The sequence below is a fragment of the Kitasatospora griseola genome (assembly GCF_014648555.1).
Classification (GTDB): Bacteria; Actinomycetota; Actinomycetes; order Streptomycetales; family Streptomycetaceae; genus Kitasatospora; species Kitasatospora griseola.
Genome location: NZ_BMRI01000084.1, coordinates 1,749 through 4,977 on the forward strand (window position 1 = coordinate 1,749; position 3,229 = coordinate 4,977).

The following is a 3,229-nucleotide window of genomic DNA, read 5'->3' on the forward strand; positions in this document are numbered from 1 at the left end:
ACTCCAACTCGTCCGGCAGCAAGTCGCGTTCGGACGGCTGGGACACCAACGGATCCAACTCGTCCGGCAGCAAGTCGCGTTCGGACGGCTGGGACACCAACGGATCCAATTCGGCTGGCAGCAAGTCGCGTTCGGACGGGTTCGAGCCCAGCAGCTCCCACTCGGGCGGCGGAAACTCGGGTTCGGGGGAGTCCAGGGTCGGTGGCCTGTCCCCGTTCGGCTCCGGCCGCAGCGGCGGCGACGCCCCGCCGTCCCACTCCGAGGGGACCGGCGGTGGTGGTCGAAGCCACGAGCCGGCTCCGCCGACGCACGAGCAGTCGGCCGGTGGTGCTGGCCGGAGCCACGAGCAGGCTCCGCCGTCCCACTCCGAGGGGACCGGCGGTGGTGGCCGTAGCCATGAGCAGGCTCCGCCGGCGCACGAGCAGTCGGCCGGCGGTGGCCGGACCCACGAGCAGCCCGAGGCGACCCGGCCGACCCGGGAGCCGGTCGCCGAGCAGACTCCGTCGCGCCCCGCGCACGAGGAGCCGCAGCCGGTGCGGCCGTCGACGCACGAGCCGTTGTCGGGGCAGGAGCCGAGCCGTCCGGTGCATGAGCAGCCGGTTCGGCACGAGGCGGAGGGGCAGACCGTCCGTCCGGATTCGCGGGAGTCCGGTGCGCCGGTCCGCGAGGAGCCGCAGGCGGTGCGGCCGTCGACGCACGAACCGCTGTCGAGCCAGGAGCCGAGCCGTCCCGCGCACGACAACTCCTCGGCGGGACGCGAGAGTTCGGCGAACGACCGGGACTCCGTCCAGCCGTCCGGGGACGACAGCACCTCGCGTCCGGCCGCCGCAGGGCCGGTTCCCAACCTGTCCGGCGTACTGGGCGGCGCGGCGCACCTCGCGAGTGCGGCGTCCTCGTCCGGCCACGGCGGTGGCAGCAGCGGTGGTGGCACGCACCTCGACGGTGCCCGCAGTGCGACCCTGCCGCGTCCCGACGCGGCGACCGTTCCGGGCCAGGGCATGCCCGACGGGCTCGGCGACACCGGGCCGAACTCCGGTGCGCAGAGCCCGAACCAGACCGCCGTTCCGCCGATGGGCGGGGCCGGCTTCACCCCCGGTCCGGTCGGTGGCGGCGGCAGCCACACCGGTGGCGGCGCACGTCCCGACGCGTCGGCGACCTCCGCCGCGCCCCGGCCCGCCAACACCGGCGGGACCGTCGGCAACCACCAGCAGGGCAGCGGCGGCGGCACGCTGCGCCCGGGCGGCGGTCGCGGCACCTCGCCGGAGACGCATCCCGCGCCGGCGCAGCAGCACGCTTCGGCCCCGAAGCCCACCGAGCACAACGGGCCGACGACCCCGCACGAGCAGCAGCCGCACGAGCGTCCTGCCCCCGAGCACGGGGGCGAGCAGCATCCGCGCGCGACGGACAAGCGTCCGATCGACAAGCCCGGCGGGCTGAAGGAGCCCACCGCGCACGACCGGCAGCGGATCGAGGACGCCGTCCCGCACGACGCGAACGGCAAGCCGAAGACCCACCCCGACCCCTCGGAGGGCGACTGGGTCAAGCAGCTCAACGGCGACGGCCACCGGGCGCCGGGCCGCAACAACAACTGCGCCGACGCGGCCCTGTCGTTCAAGGACACCTACGACGGTCACCCCACGCCGGCCGCGCCGCGCGTGGAGAACAACGGCGCCGGCGAGAAGGGCGGCCGGGACCGGATCGAGCAGTCGCTCGGCGGCCGGTTCGAGCACCTGGGCGCGGGCCCGGACGGGCACGCCAAGCTGCAGGACACGCTGCTCACCAGCGGACCCGGATCGCAGGCGCTGATCATCAGCGCCGACGGCGAAGGCCGCTCGCACGCCTGGAACGCGGTCAACCAGGACGGCAGGATCGTCTACGTCGACCCGCAGATGGGCCGCACCAGCGACAAGCCGCTGTACGCGGGCGAGGGCGGCCTGTTCGCCGTCCCGCTGAAGCCGGACGGCACCGCCCTGCACCCCACCGACCGTCCCAACTCCGCGGCGAACAGCGGCAACCACCAGGGCGGCCCGCGCACCGAGACCGCCCCGAAGCCGGAGACCGCTCCGAAGCCGGAGACGGCCCCGAACGCCGAGACCCGGCCGAAGCCCGAGGCCACTCCGAAGCCGGAGACCGAGCACCCGGACCGCCACCAGGGCGCCGACGACCACCCGGTCGAGACCAGGCAGGACTCCGACAACTCCGACACCTCTCCGAACCCGGAGGAGCACCAGCCGGACGACTCGCCCGGCGCCACCGACGACGTGCCGGACCTCACCGAGGCGCACGTCCCCACCCCCGAGCGGATGGCGGACTACGGCCGGACGCTGGGCATCCCGGAGGACCGCCTCCCGGTCATGGTGTTCGTGCCGGAGGGCGCCACCGTCTCCACCCCGCTCAAGGACTACACGAGCGGAGTCGTCGGCAAGGACAAGCTCCCGTCGGAGACGCTCGACCTCACTCTGGGGCACATCGACGGCGGCCGGACCGGCGACCACAGCTCCGCCACCGACTTCGTCCGCCGCATGGGCGAAGGCGCCTACATCGGCCCGAAGGACGGTCGCCCCGGGATCCTCGTCGTCAACCAGTCGACCGCGGTGGGCGGGTTCAACCAGGAACACGTGATCCAGCACGAACTGGGCCACCACAAGCAGGTCCTGGACGGCTTCGGCATCGACAAGTCGACGACCAACCCCGCGCTGATCGAATACCACAACATCTTCACCAACGAGTCGAAGTTCGTCGGCGAGGGCGGCAACCTCCGCAAGGAGTACGTCCCGGCCGACGGGCAGGGCGGGCTGTCCAGCAAGGCCGCCGACGTCGCCAAGGGCGCGCTCAAGGAGGCCGACCCGGGCTTCAAGAAGTTCCGGGTGCCGCCGGAGGACTACTGGAAGGCGGCCGAGCAGCTCTCGCAGCACGGCACGCCCAACGAGAGGGAGCTGTTCGGCCGGATCAAGGAGGAGCTCGACTCCGGTCGCTACGCCGGCGACAACAAGGCCCGGAACAACTTCGCGAAGGCGTTCCTGGAAGCGCACGCGGCCAAGGCCGACACCGCTGCGGGCAACGAGCACGTGCCGCCGACCGGCACCCCGGCGCCGGAGTCCTCGTCCTCGAACAGCGGCGCCGTGCCCACGCCGCCGCCCGCCCCGTCGACCCACGGCGGCCCGCCGTCGGCTCCGCCCGCGCCGCCGCATGTCGCGTCGAGTCACGGCGGCCCGCCGTCGGCTCCGCC

General features: G+C 73.9%; 1 protein-coding gene. It reads left to right on the forward strand.

Features of this window, described 5'->3' with window-relative positions:
- Positions 1-584 precede the first annotated feature (584 nt).
- The coding region (locus IEZ12_RS37090; RefSeq protein ID WP_268250309.1) for a toxin glutamine deamidase domain-containing protein at positions 585-3,229 on the forward strand (2,645 nt) is incomplete at its 3' end.